Raw genomic sequence first — 17,399 nt, 5'->3', positions numbered from 1 at the left:
GGCCTCTAGCCCTTATGAATAAAGCGCGATCAGCTATCATTTTTGCACTGTTGGCGCATCGGCCGGTGCGCTCGTGAGGTACGGCATCATCAGCGCGTGCACGTTGACGCGCGCCTTCAGGCGGCTGGCCAGCATGTAGATGCCGCCAAACTTGCGCTGCAAGAACAGCGTGTCCATCGGCGGGATATGCCACAAAGTGCGCTCCTGCCCGATGGCCATGCCGCCGTCACGCAGGCGCAGGGCGATGTCGGTGCTGCCAAAGTCAAATGGCGCGTCTTCGCGCAGCGGGTCCAGTGACAGCTCAAACATATCCATCACCGCGCTCTGGTAGTGCGCAGGCGTGTCTTTGGTGAAAAAGCTGATGTCGATCATCGCCTGGCGCGCGGCTTCGCGGTCGCCAGCTAGGCCGGCGTTCATCAGGCGGCGGTAGTCTTGCGGCATCTCCGCGGGGAACTCGCGGGTGGCACCAAAGTCCAGCAGCACCAGTTGCTTGGTTGTCGTGTTGTAGCGGTAATTGGCAAAGTTGGGGTCGGTCTGCATGAGCTTGAATTCAAACAGCTCGCGAAACAGCAGGCCCACCAGCAGGGTCATCAGCCGGTCACGCTCCTCTTGCGGCGCATCCACCAGCGATTCCACCGGCACACCTTCCACATAGTCCATGGCCAACACGCTCAGTGTGGTGAGGTCGGGGTGCAGCTTGGGTACCAAAAACTCGGCCGAGTCGGCCAGCAGCCCGGCAAAGCGGTGCAGGTACTCGCCCTCGCGTTTGTAATCCGCCTCCTGGTGCAGCTCGCGCTTGGCTTCCGCCAGCATCGGCGCAATGTTCAGTGTTTTGGGCAGCACGCCCGACAGTTTCATGAGGGAAGCCACGTTGTTCACGTCACTGTCAATGCTGTGGCGTACACCGGGGTATTGGATTTTGATGGCCAGATCGCGCCCATCCAGCGTTTTGGCGCGGTGCACCTGACCGATGGAGGCAGCGGCGATCGGCGCAAAAGAAAACTCGGCAAACTTCTTTTGCCAGCCCACGCCCCAGTGCGCGTTGAGCGCAGCCTTCAACTGGCTTTGCGGCATGTGCTGTGCGTCTGAGCGCAAGCGGCCCAGAATCTCGGCCATCTCGGGTGGCAGCATGTCGCCCGCGTCCATCGACATGAGTTGCCCGACTTTCATCGCGGCACCGCGCAACTGCGCCAGTTGGGTGGTGACCTTGAGCGCGTTGGCCGGCGTCAGCAGCAAGTCACTGACGGACGGGCGCTTGCCTTTGGCGAGTTGCTTGGCACCGTCGAGCAGCATGCCGCCAGCAATACCTCCGGCCATGCCGCCGAAGCGCGCCAGGCGGGAAAAACGACCGCTGGGAACGGCTACGCCTTTGGATTCAAATTTGCGATGTGGCATGGGTGGATGTCTTTCTAGGGGCGCGAGTGCGCTTCTTTACCTCAATTAGAGGCGGTTTTGTCAATTTGGTTCGGCTGCGCCGGTTTCTGGCGCGTGCGGCCAGCGCCAGTTCACGCACCTGGGCAATGTCTTCATCGGAAAACGGCCCATTCACACCGCTGATGGCGGCCAGCTTCATGCCGTGCTTCAGGCCGAGCTTGTAAATCTCGCGCACCTTTTCCCATTTGATGGCACGGCCCACGGTGAAGTTTTCAAAGCGGCCTTCCAGCGCCAGCACAATGGTTTCTGCCAGGCAGGCGTAGGCCACGCCTTTGGGCAGGCCGATGTTTTTCATGTGAATGTTCTCGCCGGGCAGCTGGATCTCGCCAGACTCGATCACCAGCACATCGGGGCGCTTGGCCACCTCGCTGGCGGGCAGATCCAGCGGGCGCGCCACGTCGGTAATCACGCAGCCGGGCTTGACCTGCATGATGTCCAGCACCTTCTTGCCCGCACCGCTGGTGGCGGTGACGATCATGTCCATGTCAGCTATGTCTTTATCGGCCTTGGCAGACAAAAACAGCTTGGCATCAGGCGTTTCCTTCAGGATGGAGGCTTTGAGCGCCAGTAGCTTGGCGGTCTCGGGTGACACCAGGTACACCTCGTCTGCCACCTTGGCAATCAGGCGCACGCACACCGAGCCAATGGCACCGGTGGCGCCCACCACCATGGCCTTGAACTTAATGCGCTCTTTGCCTTTGGGCGCAGGCAGCAGGTTCAGCCGCAACAACGCGTCATGCGCCGCCCACAACGCGCCCGAGGCGCTGTAGCTGTTGCCGGTGGTGATCGGCAGCGGCGAACGTTTGGCCACGGTGACGCCTGCATCACCCACCACCTTGGTGAAGGCGCCCAGCCCCATGATCTGCGCGCCCAGACTTTTAGACATGGCAGCAGCATCAAGCAAGCGGCGATAGGTGAACTCCGGGCTGTGGCGCATGATTTCCTTGGGCGTGCCCCCCACCGAGATCAGCCAGCCCTCGACCTCAACACCTGTGGGCGACTGGATGCCGGTGACGTGCGAATACACAAACGGTGGCGCGTAAGCCATGATTTTTTCCAGCGAGTTCATCAGCACTGGCGGCGACACCTGCGACAGCAGCTCAATCGGCTTGATCTGCTTGAAATACTCCTGCGACAGCGGGTGGATGACGAAAGCAAAGCGGTTCACCCGTTTGAAGCCGTTGGGGTAGATGAGGCGGGGTTGCAGTTGCAGCGCGTGGATGATTTCCAGATAGTCGTCTTCCAGAAGCTCCTCGGGCGCCTTGCCGCTGGCCGCGCAGATCATGGCGTCGAGCAAATCCGGGCCCAGGGTGTGGCCCTGCAGCACCGGCGCGCCGTCAATCACCAGATGTACGCCTTTGGCCTGGAGTTGTGCCATGCGTTCATCATTTACGGTGGAGGTGACGATGGTTTTGCCAGCCAGCTCTTCGAGCGTGCATTCATCCAGCTCATGCACGGGTGCGACGATGACGCTGGCTTTTTGCGCCGCCTTGCGCAGCAAAAAACGTGTCCACTCTTTGACCGGGCCGTTGGCCAGCGCGGCGGGCAGTGTCCAGTCGCGCACGTAATGCGCGCCGCTGGCGTAGAGCTGCAGCGCCTGCAGGCTGGTCAACAATTTGGGCACGCCGAGCTGGCTGAGCGGGTCGGCAAACTGCAGGTTGTCGGTGTAATCTGCCATGCTCACCGCGAGCTTGTAATTTTTGAGCCCTGAAAAAAACAGCACCTTGGCATTGTTGAAATAGTTGCCCAGCTCCACCTGGGCATGGCGCACCGACCATTCCCGCAAAATGTCACCCAACTGGCCACCCGTGGTGACCGGCACTTTGGTGGCTGCGGCCTGAAGCTTGGCGCTGTCTTTATCGACAAAACGGTGGGCGCCGACCTTGTATTTGTCCTTGAGCACCCCAAGGCCGATGGCGGCAGCGCGCTTGTCCCAGTACTTGACCAGCTTGGTGGCTTTGGCCAGGCTGCCGTCAGTGCCCAGGCGCTTCACCAGCAGTTTTTCACCCAACAAGGTCGTTTTGAATTCAAAATCCTGGCTACTGGCGCCCAGGCTGATACCGATCACTGTTTTCATGGAGAACCTTTGAGGGCTGATTTGGAGAGGAGCAACTACACCGATGCTTGCACGCGGTGCATCATGGCAGCTTGCGCTGGGTTAACACCAGGCGCATTTTCAGCAAAAGGACTTTCATGATGTTGGCCAATCTTTTCACAGGGTCTGTTCGGTCAGTGGGTTTGTCGTCGCTGATGCGGGTGGTGGGCGTGGCCACCCGGCTGCTGCCCATTGCGCAACCTACGATGCTAGTCGGCCCTGGGGCCAGCGCGCGCCTGGGTCAGGCCATCTGTGACTTTGATCACACGCGGGTTTTGATCGTGACCGACCCGGTGGTGGCCAAACTGGGCCTGACGCAGCCCCTGCTGCAAGCCCTCAAGGCCGGTGGCACCGCCTATGTGGTGTTTGACAAGGTGCTTGCGGACGCGCCCATTCCCGTGATCGAAAAGGGCGTCGCCCTGTTTAAGAGCAAAGGCTGTGACGCCATCGTGGCCTTTGGCGGTGGCTCGGCCATGGACGCGGCCAAGGCCATTGCCCTGTGCGCCGCCAACCACAAGCACCCGGCTCAGCTGGCCGGCTATTTCAAGGGCTTGCGCGCGCCAGCACCCATTTACGCCGTGCCCACCACTGCCGGCACCGGCTCAGAAGTGACCGTGGCCGCCGTGATTTCTGACCCCGAAACCCACCGCAAGCTGGTGATTGCCGACACCCGCATCGTGCCGCGCATGGCCGCGCTGGACCCGACCCTGATGCTCGGCCTGCCGCCTGACATCACCGCAGCCACCGGCATGGACGCCCTTACCCACGCCATCGAAGCCTACATTGGCCACTGGCGCACCGCCTTCACTGACCGCATGGCGCTGTCTGCCGTCAGCATGATCTTTGAAGCCCTGCCGGTGGTCTATGCCAGCGGTCAAAACGTGGCGGCGCGCGAAAAAATGGCGCTGGCCGCCAACTACGCTGGCCAAGCCTTCACCCGCGCCAACGTGGGCTATGTGCATGCCATCGCCCACCAGGTCGGTGGCCTGTACCGCACCCCACATGGGTTGGCCAACGCCATCCTGCTGCCGCATGTGCTGCGCTTTTTAAGCCCGGCCATCCAGCCGCAACTCGCCAAGCTGGCACGCCGGGCCAAGCTGGGCAAGAAAGGCGACTCAGAAGCCGCCCTGGCGCAACACTTTCTGGACGCCATTGACGCCATGAACACCCGACTGGGCATCCCGACGCACCTCGCCACGCTGCGCGAAGAAGACATCCCGGCACTGGCACGCGCCGCCTGTCAGGAAGCTGAGGCCAACTACCCGGTACCGGTCTATCTGACGCAGGCTGATTGCGAGGGCGTGATCCGCCAGGTGCTGGCGCCGCAACCGCTAATGCTGAAGCGCAAAACGCGCCGGCCTGCGGTCAAATCACTGCCTGCGGCTTAACTAAATTCATAGCTGCTCGCGCTTGATGCATAAGGGCTAGAGGCCAAAAAGGCTTATAACTACTTGGGTGCCAGCACCGCCATGGTGATGCGTGAAACACAGCTCACCTCACCGGCCTCGTTGCACATGTCGATCTGCCAGACCTGGGTGGTGCGCCCAATGTGCACCGCGCGCACCGTGCCGGTAACCCAGCCGCTTTTCACACCGCGCAGGTGGTTGGCGTTGATGTCCAGCCCCACCGCCTGATGCCCCACCGGGCAGGCGTAGTTGGCAGCGACCGAGCCCAGTGTTTCCGCCAGCACCACACTCACGCCGCCGTGCAGCAGCCCAAACGGCTGGCGCGTGCGCGCATCCACCGGCACGCGGGCGCTGATGAAGTCGTCGCCCACCGCGACAAATTCAATGCCCAGGTGGCTGACCGCCGTGTTGACGCACATGGCGGTGATGGTGTCGATGGAGATGGGGTGTTGCCAGAGGGGCATGGAAAGCCTTGAAGACGGATAGGACGTGCACTAGACAAGCTTCAATTTTGTTAAAGCGATTTCGCCGTATTCCTACGGCTACTTCGTCTAGTGCGAGTAGGCGGCGGCAGACTTCGCCGGGACCGTGGATACGTCAATCAGTTGCACCAGTCTCTTGTATCGTGTCCGACAAGCAGAGCTTGCCTTGAGCCGCTCTCCCAAAATTCCCTTCTTTGTCGGTTGGGTCAACATAATTTCGACTTCATTAGGCGAGAAGCTCTTAATCATCTTATGCAAGTAGGCTAGCGCAGCGTTTGATGCCCCGAATTGGTTTCCCGTAGCGCAAGTCACAACGGTTTCCACGAGTTCATCCTTAACGGTATCGGGTGTTGCCACTTGCCCGGAAAGTTGCAGGAGACGTTCTGCAAAAGGAGGTTCGTTATAAAAGTTGTCGAATGATTGATGTACCGCCATGGGGCGCTTGCACGCGTTGAACAGCAACGAGTGAACCTCATGCTCGCCGAGCGATGTCTGCATTCCCAACTTTTCAAAGAACTGTTTAGATGCTTTGCGGCGCTTCTCATCCCCCTTCGCGATGTAATCGCGATGCCTATTGATGAGGTCTGAGCGCGCCCGGGGCGTGAAGTGCGGCGCGAACTCCGTTGCAACAGAAAGCGAATTGACCCGAGCTTCTTCACTATTAGCGGGATCGCGGTAAATCCCGTGAAGCGAGCCGAAGATTAGATACTGCTGCGCTTCGTGCGTTTTCCCAATCCGATGAACCCATTGGTCCTTCTGCTCCGAGGAGAACTTTCCGCCCTTGATCGCGACCATAAATGCGCAAAGGTTAACGCCAATCAGGTTGTGTTCGTCGCCTAACGCGTACTTGGCGCAGCGATTGGAAAAGCCTATAAATTCATGGTCATCGAGTTTTCCGACGTCAAGGTGGGCCGCTGAAAAATTGTTTCGAATGTCGCGACACTGGTCGAGGAAGAAGTAACCATCTTCGACGCCGTTGAATTCAATGCTGCCCTTGCTTGGGGTCAGAAACTTGGTGAGCAGATTGAAAAAAGTGGTTTTGCCCGCGCCATTGGGGCCGATCAGCGCGTGGATATGACCGCGGTTGACCTTTAAATCCACCTGGTTAACGGCGACGAACCCCTTGAATTCTTTGGTCAACCCACGCGTTTCTAGAATGTATTGCGCTGACAAATGACGCTCCGGCTCAATGGGTTGAATTGTTGGCTGTCTAGGCACGCAACACTGAATGCACAACAGTAGTGAGTCGCGCTAAGCCGCACCACTGGGTTTCTACTTAGTGATGCGACCCGTTGGGCTGGAGCCCTTCGGCTCCAACACCGGCTCATTCGCGTGGCATCAGCCCGGCGCAGTTCCAGCACTGCTCAAAGCCGCCTTCCACCAACTCACCACAAGCGCACTGCCAGAGACGCTGCGGCACGTGCTGCAGAGCGTGCAGCAGTTCACGCGCCCGAGCCGCCTGCCTGTCGTGTTGAATCCAGACCTCTGGCAGACATTGGTCCGGCGGCATACCACCGACCACACCGCTTAGGTATTGACGCTGCACACTGGCGTCAATCCCTTCAAAAATGAGCGCGTCAGCCCACAGCGTGGCGATGGCGAGATTGGGGGCTTGTTGAAGGCGCAGCATGGTGCTTAAGGATACGCTGATGTGCGTCAGGTGGACTTGCGAGTCGGAAGTCGCTTGATCTACACCAGCAAGGCAGCCAAAGCCGCCAACGCCGCGGTTTCGGCGCGCAGCACGCGCGGGCCCAGCGTGACGGGTGTGAAGCCGGCGGCCAGCGCGGCGTCTTCTTCACCTTGGCTCAACCCGCCTTCGGGGCCAGACAAGAAGGTGACGCCCAAGCGGCTGGCACTTGTACCGGGCGCGGCCAAGGCGGACGGCTCAATAAATGTCGCTGCCGCAGTGCGCAGCGCCAGCGCGTTCGCGCGCAGCGACAGCAGCAGACCCGGCACGGCGCTCCCCGCAGCCTCGCCCCGGTATTTAACCCATTGCGCCAGCGTTTTCACCGGGAGAATCAGCGGCACATGGTTGCCGCCACATTGCTCGCAAGCCGCTACTGCCACGCTTTGCCAGTGCACCACCTTTTTGTCGGCACGCTCGCCGCTCAAGCGCAGCACACTGCGCTCGGTTGTCAAAGGCTGGATGCTGGCAACACCCAACTCGGCGGCTTTTTCTACCAACCAGTCCATGCGTTCATTGGCCGGCATGCCGACCGCTAAGTGCACACGCAACGCTGGCTCCCGCTGGGTGGGCGCAAAGTCGCCCACTCGCACCTGCACGCTGCTGCGACCCATCTGGGTCACGGTGGCGTGGAACTCACCCGAGGTGTCGCCGCCAAACAGCGTGATGGCGTCACCGGGCTGCAGGCGCAACACTTGCACATGGCGCGCCGCGCCCGCTGGCAGTTCAAGCACGGTGCTGGAGCTCAGGGCGGTGGGGCAATGGAAGCGGGGCATCGGTTTAGAATTACTATGTATTTAGTAGCTTCTGCCGCTTTATCTATAAGGGCTAGAGGCCATTTTTATGCTTGACGACCAAAGCCGAAGATGTCTGGCTCGACAATGCCTTCGGCCTTGTCCACCAGCCGCAGCAGGGGTTTGAGCTCGCGGTAGCGGGCGCAGGTGCTGCGGATGTAGGTGATAAATCTTGGCGTGTCAGCCAGGTACTGCGGCTTGGCGTCGCGCAGCGTCAGGCGGGCAAAGATGCCGACCACTTTCAGATGCCGCTGCAGGCCCATCCACTCCACGCCCCGGTAAAACTCGCCAAAGTCATCGCCCACCGGCAGCCCGGCTTTGCGGGCTTTTTCCCAGTAGCGCACGGTGACATCCAGGCAAAAGTCTTCGTCCCAACTTAAAAACGCGTCGCGCATCAGGCTGGCGATGTCATAGGTGATGGGGCCGTACACCGCGTCTTGAAAGTCCAGCACGCCCAGAGCGCCACCGGGGGTTGTGGGGGCCATCAGATTCCTCGGCATGAAATCACGGTGCACATAGACGCTGGGCTGCGCTAGGTTGACAGCAATGATCTGCTTGAACGCGTTGTCCAGTGTGAAACGCATCGTCTCGTCGATGGTCAAACCCTTGTCCTGCACCAAGTACCAGTCGGGAAACAGTTCCAGCTCGCGGCGCAGCAGGGCTTCGTCATACGGCGGCAGCACGTCAGGTTTGGACGCCAACTGCCAGGCAATCAGCGCGTCCACCGCCTGCAGGTACAGCGGCAGATTCGCCTGCGGGTTGCTTTTGTCGATGACCTGCAGCATGGTCTGGCCGCCCAGGTCGCTCAGCAGCAAAAAGCCCAGCGGCTCGTCCCAGGCAAGTACTCCGGGCGCGCACAGGCCAGCGTCGTGCATGAGTTGCGCCACTTTGACAAACGGCTGGCAGTTTTCCTGCTGCGGCGGTGCGTCCATGATGATGCGGCTGCTGGCTGGCGTATCAACGCGGAAATAGCGCCGGAAGCTGGCATCGGCACTGGCCAGCCGCAAGGTGCCAGTCCGCAGGCCGTGCGCGGGGGCGGTAGCTGCTAGCCACTGGTCAAACAATAGGCCACGTTGTGGGTCTGTCCAGGTGATGTCAGAGGCCGCAGACGGGACGCCTGGGGTGAGGGTTGGGTAGGGGGGGGCGTGGCTCATGGATAATCGATTCTACTAACCCGATTTCGCCCGCTTAACTCCCCGCTTTCATGGCCTTTCCTACCTGCATTTCATGTTTTTCCTGAAGCTTGTCCCTCAGACCATGGCGGCGCTTGCTCGCTGGCGCAAGCTGGGCCTGGCATTGAGCCCTGGCTTGCTGGCACCTGCGTTGGCTCTCGCACAAGGCGAGGTGCCGCCAGAAACGCTGCAACTGCGTAACAGCGCGGCGCTGGAGCAAGCCATCAGCCCGCTCACCCGCAGCTTGCTGCCTACTTTCGTCTCAGGCGACCTGATTACCGGCCGCACCGATCTGGAAACCGTGGTGCAGGGCCACGCCATGTTGCGCAAGGGTGATATGGTGATTCGCGCCGATCGGCTCGACTACAACCAGCCCACTGACCTGGCGCGCGCCAGCGGTCATGTGCGAATCAATAAGGCTGGCAATGTGTATGAGGGCCCGCTGATGGAACTGCGGGTGGATGCCTTTGAAGGGTTTTTTAACCAGCCCAGCTACCATTTCCTTGCAAACGGCGCCCATGGCCAGGCCGACCAGATCGATTTTCTGGACGACCAGCGGGCCGTGATTCACAACGCCACCTTCACCACCTGCAAGCGCCAAGGCGCCCCGGACTGGATGCCTGCCTGGATTTTGAAGGCCACCCAGCTCAGTATCGACAATGTCGAGGACATGGGCGCTGCCGAGGGCGCGCTGCTCAGCTTCAAAGGGGTGCCGCTGCTGCCCATTCCTTACCTCACCTTTCCGCTGAGCAGTGAGCGCAAGTCAGGACTGTTGCCGCCGACCCTGGGGGTTGACAACGTCAATGGGTTTGAAGTGGCTCTACCGTATTACTGGAACATTGCGCCCAACCGCGACGCCACCTTCACCCCGACGGTGATGACCAGGCGCGGGGTCAATCTGGGCGTTGAGTTTCGTTACCTGGAGCCTACTTACTCAGGTGCCACAGAGCTGGACTGGATGCCGTCCGACAAGCTGCGCGACGACAAGCGCTGGAGCCTGAACGCCACCCATCAGGGCACCATTGACAGCGGCTGGACCGACAGCGGCCTGGCGCTGAACCTGAGCCTGAACCGTGTCAGTGACAACGACTACTGGCGCGACTTCACGCGTGCCGGTGGGTCAAGCACCCAGCTGCTGTCGGCCACCGAAACAGCGCTGTTTGCCGCCAATACCCTGCTGACCCAGCGCCTGCTGGCCAATGATGCCCGGCTGGCCTGGGCCAACGGCCCCTTTAGCAGCATGGTGCGCACCCTGAAGTGGCAAACCCTGCAAGACGCCACCGCGGCGATCGTGCCGCCGTATGACCGCATGCCCCAAATCGCCACGCGTTATGCCAAGACCACCGCGCAAGACCTGAACCTGTCAGCCGATGTGGACTACACGCAGTTTCACTCTGACAGCACACTCACCAAACAGGCCAACGCCCAGCGCATTTTTTCACTTCTGCAAACCAGCCGCACCTGGCGGGCGCCTGAGGGGTTCATCACGCCCAAGCTGCAGCTGCATGCCACCCAGTACCAGTTTGACGCGCCTTTGAGCAATGGCGCCACCCAGGTCAGCCGCGTCGTGCCCACTTTCAGTCTGGACAGCGGTCTGGTGTTTGAGCGCGATACGCAGTTTTTTGGGCGCGCTCTGAGCCAGACGCTTGAGCCACGAGCGTTTTACGTGCATACGCCTTACCGCGATCAGAGCCTGCTGCCCAATTACGACTCTGGCGCGAATGATTTCAACATCTCCACGGTTTACACCGAAAACGCTTTTGTCGGCAATGACCGCATCTCTGACAGCCACCTGCTGACGCTGGGCGTGACCAGCCGCCTGCTGGACCCCGACACTGGCGCCGAGGCGGCGCGTTTTGGTATCGCGCAACGCCTGCTGTTTGATGATCAGAAGGTGACTCTGCCCGGCGGCGTCCCCTTGACCGACCGGCTGAGTGACGTGCTGCTGGGCGGCTCTGTCAACTGGACCCCGCACTGGAACGTCAACGGCACCATTCAATACAACCCTGACATTGGCCGTTCGGTGCGTTCTACCGTGGGCGCCAGCTACCGCCCAGGCAGCTACCGCACCCTGACCGCGGCTTACCGCTTCCAGCGCAACAGCAGCGAACAGATCGACTTGGGCTGGCAATGGCCGCTGGCCAATATGTGGCGTAGTGGGCGTTCTGACGCGGGTGAGGCTCGGGGCGCAGGCCGCTGGTACAGCGTTGGGCGCCTGAACTACAGCATGAACGAATCCCAGATGGTCAACACCGTACTGGGTTTTGAGTACGATGCGGACTGCTGGCTAGGGCGCATTGTGTTTGAGCGGCTGCAAACCAGCACTGCCACCGCCACCCAACGCATCATGTTCCAGCTGGAGTTTGTCGGTTTCTCGCGTCTGGGTGTGAGTCCGCTCAAGACGCTCAAAGACAATGTCCCCGGCTACCAGATCTTGCACGCACCTGCGGGCGAGCCCAGCCGTTTCAGCAATTACGATTGAACCACCATGACCCATCGCCTAAAGACTTTCACTGTGACCATGCTGGCGCTTGCTGCCAGCTTGCAAGCACAAGCGCAGGGTTTAAGTTTGCCTGCCAACCGGGTTCTGGCGCCTGTCGCCTCCCCCGCGCAGTCGCAGGCAGACTACATCGTGGCGGTGGTGAATTCAGAACCTATCACCAACCGCGAGGTGTATCGCGAGGCGCAGCGTGAATACCAGCAACTGGTGCAACAGCGTCGCGCGCCACCTGATGTGCAAGCCTTGCTGCCCGAAATTCTGGAGGGTCTGATCAACCGCAAGGCCCAGTTGCAGCTGGCGCGTGACACCGGGCTGCGGGTAGAAGAATCCGCCATCGACCAGGCCGAGCAGTCCATTGCCGTGCAAAACCAGGTTGATGTTGCCGAACTGCGTCTCCGCGTCACGCGTGACGGTATGTCGGTCATCCAGTTTCGTGACCAGTTGTCCGACCAGATCCTGATGCAGCGCTTGCGTGAACGTGACGTGGAGTCGCGCGTGCGCATCACTGAGCAGGACATTGACCAGTTTTTGCGCGAGCAGCCAGCGGCCGAGACCAAGGGTGATACACAGATCAATCTGGCCCAAATTCTGATTGCTGTGCCTGAGGTCGCCAACGCGCAGCAGGTTGATGCCTTGAAATTGCGGGCGCAGCGCGCGCTGGAGCGTGCCCGCAAGGGGGAAGACTTTGCCACTCTGGTGCGTGAGTTTTCAGACGCCACCGACCTGGCCAGCGCAGGCCAGCTGGGCCTGCGCAGCACCACCCGCTACCCCGAGCTGTTTGTGCGGGCCACCACACCGCTGTCGGTGGGTGATGTGGCCGAGCTGGTGCGCTCACCGGCTGGTTTTCATGTGCTCAAAGTGGTGGAAAAAATCCGGCCCGGCCTGCCGACCATGGCGGTTACACAAAGCCATGCGCGGCATATTCTGCTGGTGCCCAACGCCCGCTTGAGCGAGGCTGAGGCGCGAAGCAAGCTCGCCGAATTCAAAAAGCAAGTGGTCACCAACCAGTCCGAATTTGCCACCCTGGCCCGGCAGAACTCGCAAGACGGCAGCGCAGCTCTTGGCGGTGATTTGGGTTGGGCGAGCCCCGGCATGTTTGTGCCCGAGTTTGAGGCCACCATGAACCGGCTGGCGCCTGGTGAGGTCAGCGACCCGCTGCTTTCGCGCTTTGGTGTGCACCTTATTCAGCTGCTGGAGCGCCGCAAGGCCACCCTGACCACCGAGCAGCAACGCGAGGCAGTTCGTGCCATGCTGCGCGAGAAGAAGCTTGAGGAGGCTTACCAGAGCTGGGCTCAAGATGTGCGCGCCCGTGCTTATGTGGAACTGCGCGAGCCACCGGTTTAGCACCAAAACAGGCACCACTCAACGTTGTCCATGAAACATATTGCGCGTAAGCGCTTTGGCCAGCATTTCCTGACCGACGGCAACATTATCGATGCCATCGTCGGGGCGATTAACCCCCAACCGGGCCAGGCTATGGTCGAGATCGGGCCCGGGCTGGCGGCGCTGACGCAGCCGCTGGTGGAGCGGCTCGGTAGCCTGACCGTGATTGAACTGGATCGTGATCTGGCGCAACGCCTGCGCGCGCACGGCCAGCTCACAGTGATCGAATCTGATGTGTTAAAAGTAGACTTTGCGCAGGTAGCACAAGGGATGAATGCTACTAATATCAGAGTAGTGGGTAACCTGCCCTACAACATCTCTACCCCCATCCTGTTTCATTTGCTGCAGTACGTGGATGTTATTGAAGACCAGCATTTCATGCTGCAAAAAGAAGTGATCGACCGCATGGTGGCGCGCCCCTGCACCGCCGCTTACGGCCGTCTGAGTGTCATGCTGCAGTGGCGCTATGCCATGGAGAACGTGCTGCTGGTGCCGCCGCAGAGCTTTGAGCCGCCGCCCCGGGTGGACAGCGCCGTGGTGCGGATGGTGCCGCGTAACAACCCGGCGGCGGTGAACGTGGCCCTGCTCAGCGAACTCGTTCAGGTGGCCTTCAGCCAGCGCCGCAAGCTGCTGCGTCACACGCTGGGCCAGTGGCTGCAAAGCAAGCCATTTGCGGCTGAGTTCAATGTGAAGCGCCGCGCTGAAGAGGTGCCAGTGGACGAGTACATCGCCCTGGCGCTGGCCCTCAGCCAGCTTTGAGACGTAAAAAAGCCCGCGAGTGCGGGCTTTTTCTATCGGGCAACCGGCCTGCAAGTTAGCTGGCTGTCCAATACTCTGCGTTGAAAGGGCTGCTCATACGCAGCGCCTGCGGCGAGATGTCCAACAGTTTGTCGGTTGGCATTTTTTCGCCGTTGTCGGTGTGAACTTCAATGGCGTGCCCATTGACAGTTGTCGCACCGCTGTTTGCCTCGTTAGCCCGTTCTGCTTGGCTGGTGTGTGCAGAACGGGCTACGGAAAAGAATAGAAGCACCTGAAGGGTATTTTCCGGTCCCCCCAGTAGTCGGCGGTGTCGCGGAAAATGTCCAGCAATTGCTCGCGTGCTTCCTTGTCAAACTTCACGTTGGCAGGAACGTGCTCCAGCACCACCACAAAACCAGGCTGTGGGCCAGATTTGTGCACCGGGTCGGTCATGCTGTCGTACAGCGAGTCAAAGTTCTTGCCGACACTCACCGCCAGCATGAACTGCTGGCTGATCAGATCGAGCACATCCTGCTTGGATTGGGCCTGTGCCAGGTTGGCATACAGAAAATGATGACCCAAAACCTGCGCTGCTGCCTGCAGGTCGGGTACCCGAAAAGCACGGATCGACTGGACAATATTTGGGCGCACACCTCGTAACGGCTCGTCGGCTAATGCGGCCGTCGGCTTGAGGGTTGCCTGGTCAAGTAACATATTCATTTTCTCTTTTCGTACAAAGTAACAATTCAAATTCAGGGCACGATCTTGCGAAAACTCGCATAGTGATCGGCGGTGTAGTAACAAATATCGGGCTTGGCGGGCTGCCCGCCGCAAACGATCCGACGAACTCCCCGGTGGGCCAAGCCTGGGGTCGGTACGGTGTATTCCCTGTAATACCCGCGCTTGTAGGGCGGTAGCAACCGCTCCCGATTGCCAAAAACGGTGCCATCTTTCTCACTTGCGAACGGCCCACCCTGAAGAATCAACGAATAGACCTGTTCGCCCTGTCGGGGCAATTCCGGTAGCCGGACGGTCGCCTGAATATCTGCCGACACCGGCGCTCTGGCCAGCGCCGGGCTCGTTGCCATCACCGCGCTCAGACATAAGCCAGCAAACACTAACTTACATTTATCAAATCGCGACATGGACGGCTTTTCCTCTTTGGTCCTAGGGTAAACCCGAATCTCTAAGCCAGCTAGTGTCCGTGATTTGCCAGAAAAACGCAAGCAATTGCTCAAACAATAAGCAGCCGCTGTGTGGGATTAACACACCGCCAGGGCGTGCAACCCATATTTGTGCGCCGCTATTTCTAGCGGTTGGCGTTGGCGTCTGCCACGGTCAGGGCGGTCATGTTGACAATGCGCCGCACGGTGGTGCTGGCCGTCAAAATGTGCACTGGCTTGGCAGCGCCCAGTAGCACCGGGCCCACAGCAATGTTGCCACCAGCAGTGACTTTAAGCAGGTTGTAGGCGATGTTGGCCGCGTCAATGTTGGGCAGCACCAGCAGGTTGGCATCGCCAGCCAGCGTGCTGTGCGGCATCATTGCGTGGCGGGCGGCGCTGTCCAGCGCCAGGTCACCGTGCATTTCCCCTTCCACCTCCAGCCAGGGCGCTTGCACGCGTAGCAGTTCCAGTGTCTGGCGCATCTTCACCGCGCTGGGCTGGTTGCTGGAGCCAAAATTGGAGTGGCTCAGCAAGGCAGCGCGCGGGTGCATGCCAAAGTGCTTCATTTCCTCAGCGGCCATGACGGTGATGGTGGCCAACTCCTGGGCGGTGGGGTCGTAGTTGACATGGGTGTCCACCAAAAACAACTGCCGGTCTGGCAGCATCAGGCCATTCATGCAGGCATAAATCTGGACATCCTGCGTGCTGTTGAGGCTGGAGCGGCTGCGTTTGCCAATCACCTGATCGATGTAATGCAGATGCAGTTGGGTGGTTCCCCAGGTGCCGCAGACGATGCCGTCCACATAGCCTTTGTGCAGCAGCATCGAGCCGATAAGCGTCAGGCGTCGACGCATGTCAATCTTGGCGGCGTGCACCGACACGCCTTTGCGCTCGGTCATCTGGTGGTAGCTCTGCCAGAAGTCGCGGTAGCGGTCATCTTTCTCAACATTGACCACGTCGTAATCCAGCTCTTCTTCCAAGCGCAGGCCAAATTTCTTGATGCGCTGGGCGATCACTGCTGGACGACCAATCAGCGTCGGACGCGCCAGGCCTTCATCCACCACAATTTGGCAGGCGCGCAGCACACGCTCTTCTTCACCCTCACAGTAGGCCACGCGTTTGTGCGCGGCTTTCTTGGCAGCAGTAAAAATTTGCTTCATCATCGTGCCAGAGGCGTACACAAAGCTTTGCAATTGCTCCCGGTAGGCGGTGAAGTCGCCAATCGGGCGGGTGGCCACACCGCTGTCAGCCGCAGCTTTAGCTACCGCTGGGGCAATCACCACCATCAGACGTGGGTCAAACGGTTTAGGAATTAGATACTCCCGGCCAAACGTCAGGCGTTCACCCGCGTAAGCTGCCACTACCACCTCACTTTGTTCGGCACGGGCCAGTTCGGCGATGGCATGCACGGCGGCAATTTCCATCTCCAGCGTGATGGTGGAGGCACCGGCATCCAGCGCGCCCCGGAAAATGTAGGGAAAACACAGAACGTTGTTGACCTGGTTCGGATAGTCAGTGCGGCCGGTGGCAATGATGGCATCACTGCGCACCGCCTTGACTTCCTCGGGCAGGATCTCGGGCGTCGGGTTGGCCAGGGCAAAGACCAGAGGGTTGGCGGCCATTTTGGCGACCATGTGACCCTTAAGAACGCCGCCCGCCGACAGGCCCAAGAAAACGTCGGCGCCTTTCATGACTTCATCCAGCGTGCGGAAGCTGGTTTTTTGCGCAAAAAAAGCCTTGTCGTCGTCCATCAGCTCGGTGCGACCTTCGTAGACCACCCCTGCCAGATCGGTGACAAAGATGTTTTCGCGGGCAATACCGAGTTTGACCAGCAAGCCCAGACAGGCCAGCGCCGCAGCACCTGCGCCGGATGTGACCAATTTGACCTTGGCTGGGTCCTTGCCCACCACTTTCAGGCCGTTGAGAATGGCCGCGCCGACCACGATGGCGGTGCCGTGCTGGTCATCGTGGAAGACCGGGATCTTCATGCGCTCGCGCAATTTGCGCTCAACATAGAAGCAGTCTGGTGCCTTGATGTCTTCCAGGTTGATGCCGCCAAAAGTCGGCTCCAACGAGGCGATGATGTCCACCAACTTGTCAAGGTCGTGTTTCTCGTTGATTTCGAGGTCAAACACATCGATCCCTGCAAACTTCTTGAACAGCACGGCCTTGCCTTCCATCACCGGCTTAGCCGCCAGCGGGCCAATGTCGCCCATGCCCAGCACGGCGGTGCCGTTGGTGATGACGGCCACCAGGTTGCCCCGGCTGGTGTACCGATGAGCGTTGTTCGGGTCTTTGACGATTTCTTCGCAGGGGGCGGCGACGCCAGGCGAGTAGGCCAGCGCCAGATCGTGCTGGTTGGTGAGTTGTTTGGTTGCAGCGATGGCGATCTTGCCGGGCGAAGGAAGCTGGTGGTAATCCAACGCGGCACGGCGTAGCTGGGCGCTTTTTTCTTCGGGGCTGTTATGGGTCATACGTGTCTCTGGCGGCGGGGAGATGCCGCGCTGAGTGGAGGGAAAGGTCGCGAATTGTAGGCCTGTGCATATCT

The 17,399-nt window shown here is 60.1% G+C and carries 14 protein-coding genes; 4 read left to right on the top strand and 10 right to left on the bottom strand.

Annotated features, from left to right (window positions below):
- Nucleotides 1–36: 36 nt before the first annotated feature.
- Both BLL52_RS06675 and BLL52_RS06670 read right to left on the bottom strand, forming a co-directional pair.
- Complete coding sequence (locus BLL52_RS06675) at nt 37–1,395, bottom strand: ABC1 kinase family protein (protein WP_075585938.1); 1,359 nt, start codon at nt 1,393–1,395, stop codon at nt 37–39.
- On the bottom strand, nt 1,376–3,511 hold the full coding sequence (locus BLL52_RS06670; protein ID WP_241839053.1) for a dehydrogenase: 2,136 nt from the start codon (nt 3,509–3,511) through the stop codon (nt 1,376–1,378). Before BLL52_RS06670 ends, BLL52_RS06675 begins: the two co-directional genes overlap by 20 nt.
- Nucleotides 3,512–3,630: 119 nt before the next feature.
- Here BLL52_RS06670 and BLL52_RS06665 point away from each other — a divergent pair, with 119 nt between their 5' ends.
- Complete coding sequence (locus BLL52_RS06665) at nt 3,631–4,917, top strand: iron-containing alcohol dehydrogenase (RefSeq protein ID WP_139313327.1); 1,287 nt, start codon at nt 3,631–3,633, stop codon at nt 4,915–4,917.
- 59 nt (nt 4,918–4,976) lie between these two features.
- Here the strand turns inward: BLL52_RS06665 and BLL52_RS06660 are convergent, their stop codons facing one another.
- The 5 genes from BLL52_RS06660 to BLL52_RS06640 form a co-directional block, all read right to left on the bottom strand.
- Nucleotides 4,977–5,399: a hotdog fold thioesterase gene (locus BLL52_RS06660; RefSeq protein WP_075585937.1), complete on the bottom strand. Its 423-nt coding sequence runs from the start codon at nt 5,397–5,399 to the stop codon at nt 4,977–4,979.
- Nucleotides 5,400–5,486: 87 nt separating this feature from the next.
- Nucleotides 5,487–6,590 (bottom strand): ATP-binding cassette domain-containing protein, encoded by a 1,104-nt coding sequence (locus BLL52_RS21330; RefSeq protein WP_083633825.1) that lies wholly within the window; start codon nt 6,588–6,590, stop codon nt 5,487–5,489.
- A gap of 151 nt (nt 6,591–6,741) precedes the next feature.
- The gene (locus BLL52_RS06650) at nt 6,742–7,047 is read right to left on the bottom strand and encodes a hypothetical protein (RefSeq protein WP_075585935.1); all 306 of its coding nucleotides are present in this window, start codon (nt 7,045–7,047) and stop codon (nt 6,742–6,744) included.
- Between the two features lie 59 nt (nt 7,048–7,106).
- Nucleotides 7,107–7,877 (bottom strand): 16S rRNA (uracil(1498)-N(3))-methyltransferase, encoded by a 771-nt coding sequence (locus BLL52_RS06645; RefSeq protein WP_075585934.1) that lies wholly within the window; start codon nt 7,875–7,877, stop codon nt 7,107–7,109.
- Between the two features lie 65 nt (nt 7,878–7,942).
- Complete coding sequence (locus BLL52_RS06640; RefSeq protein ID WP_075585933.1) at nt 7,943–9,049, bottom strand: aminoglycoside phosphotransferase family protein; 1,107 nt, start codon at nt 9,047–9,049, stop codon at nt 7,943–7,945.
- A 73-nt stretch (nt 9,050–9,122) separates the two neighbouring features.
- On the opposite strand from BLL52_RS06640, the gene BLL52_RS06635 reads away from it, so the two are divergent.
- From BLL52_RS06635 to rsmA, 3 genes are read left to right on the top strand one after another with little or no spacing between them, the layout of a single operon-like run.
- Nucleotides 9,123–11,549, top strand: coding sequence for an LPS-assembly protein LptD (locus BLL52_RS06635; protein ID WP_083633824.1), 2,427 nt, complete (start codon nt 9,123–9,125; stop codon nt 11,547–11,549).
- Between the two features lie 6 nt (nt 11,550–11,555).
- On the top strand, nt 11,556–12,911 hold the full coding sequence (locus BLL52_RS06630; protein WP_075585932.1) for a peptidylprolyl isomerase: 1,356 nt from the start codon (nt 11,556–11,558) through the stop codon (nt 12,909–12,911).
- Nucleotides 12,912–12,941: 30 nt separating this feature from the next.
- A complete protein-coding gene (gene rsmA, locus BLL52_RS06625) occupies nt 12,942–13,709 on the top strand; it encodes a 16S rRNA (adenine(1518)-N(6)/adenine(1519)-N(6))-dimethyltransferase RsmA (RefSeq protein WP_075585931.1) in 768 nt (255 codons plus the stop codon).
- Nucleotides 13,710–13,958: 249 nt separating this feature from the next.
- Here rsmA and BLL52_RS06620 read toward each other — a convergent pair whose 3' ends face one another.
- The 3 genes from BLL52_RS06620 to BLL52_RS06610 form a co-directional block, all read right to left on the bottom strand.
- Nucleotides 13,959–14,408, bottom strand: a complete 450-nt coding sequence (locus tag BLL52_RS06620; protein WP_241839051.1) for a barstar family protein — start codon at nt 14,406–14,408, stop codon at nt 13,959–13,961.
- 32 nt (nt 14,409–14,440) lie between these two features.
- Nucleotides 14,441–14,776: a guanyl-specific ribonuclease gene (locus BLL52_RS06615; protein ID WP_241839050.1), complete on the bottom strand. Its 336-nt coding sequence runs from the start codon at nt 14,774–14,776 to the stop codon at nt 14,441–14,443.
- Nucleotides 14,777–14,997: 221 nt separating this feature from the next.
- Complete coding sequence (locus BLL52_RS06610) at nt 14,998–17,325, bottom strand: NADP-dependent malic enzyme (protein WP_075585928.1); 2,328 nt, start codon at nt 17,323–17,325, stop codon at nt 14,998–15,000.
- Nucleotides 17,326–17,399: the final 74 nt, after the last annotated feature.

The sequence above is a fragment of the Rhodoferax antarcticus ANT.BR genome, assembly GCF_001938565.1.
GTDB classification, from domain to species: domain Bacteria; phylum Pseudomonadota; class Gammaproteobacteria; order Burkholderiales; family Burkholderiaceae_C; genus Rhodoferax; species Rhodoferax antarcticus.
The sequence above is the reverse complement of the archived record's forward strand: the minus strand, read 5'-3'. Positions and strand labels throughout refer to the sequence as shown.